This is a genomic window from Micromonospora cabrerizensis (assembly GCF_022230955.1).
Taxonomy (GTDB): domain Bacteria; phylum Actinomycetota; class Actinomycetes; order Mycobacteriales; family Micromonosporaceae; genus Micromonospora; species Micromonospora cabrerizensis.
In genome coordinates this window covers 1-731 of sequence record NZ_JAKKFI010000119.1, presented here as the reverse complement: position 1 = coordinate 731, position 731 = coordinate 1, and the positions used below count along the sequence as shown (strand labels likewise).

The following is a 731-nucleotide window of genomic DNA, read 5'->3' as shown; positions in this document are numbered from 1 at the left end:
CGGGGTGGGCGTGGTCATCGCCGGCGTCTACAACTCCGGGCTGCTGTCACGGGACCGGCCACCGGCTGACGCCGTCTACAACTACCAGCAGGCCCCGGCAGAGTTGATCGAGCGGGCGCGGCGGATCGCGGCGGTCTGCGAGACGTACGGCGTGACCCTGCCGCAGGCGGCACTGGCCTTCGTCCGCCGGCACCCGGCAGTGGTGTCGACGGTGGTCGGTGTGCGCAACACCGCACAGGTCGCCGAGGCGGTGCAACGCTCGGAGGCCGTCGTGGCAGCGGAACTCTGGGACGCGCTGGCGGAGGCGGGACTGCTGGCCACGACACCGTAGGGCGACGCCCTTTCTCCCCCTCCTGACGACGACGTCCCGGCCGGGACCGGCTCCGTACCTCGGAAACCGGCCCCGACCGGGACGTCACTCGCTACGGCGACAGCCGCGGGTCACACCGCGGTGAAGCGCCACTGCTGGTTGGCCGCGCTGTGGCAGGTCCACTGCAACAACCGGGCGCCGTCGGTGGTGGCGGCACCGTTGACGTCCACGCAGAGGCCGCTCAGCACGTTGCGCACCGTGTACACGCCGGAGGTTCCCGTCGCGGTGGCGGTGAACTTCTGCTGGTTGCCGTTGTTGCAGGTGGCCTGCTGGAGGAAGGCGCCCGCCGCGGTCGAGCTGCCGACCACCTCGACGCACTTGCCGCTGTGCACCGCCTTCAGGTAGACCGCACCGCTGCCGC

The 731-nt window shown here is 71.5% G+C and carries 2 protein-coding genes; one reads left to right on the top strand and one right to left on the bottom strand.

Annotated elements, in window-relative coordinates; translation table 11 throughout:
- Positions 1-331: aldo/keto reductase (locus tag LADH09A_RS29905; protein ID WP_238649014.1), on the top strand; the 331-nt coding region annotated here is incomplete at its 5' end.
- Positions 332-441: 110 nt separating this feature from the next.
- Here the strand turns inward: LADH09A_RS29905 and LADH09A_RS29900 are convergent.
- On the bottom strand, positions 442-731 hold a 290-nt coding region (locus LADH09A_RS29900; protein ID WP_238649013.1), incomplete at its 5' end, for an RICIN domain-containing protein.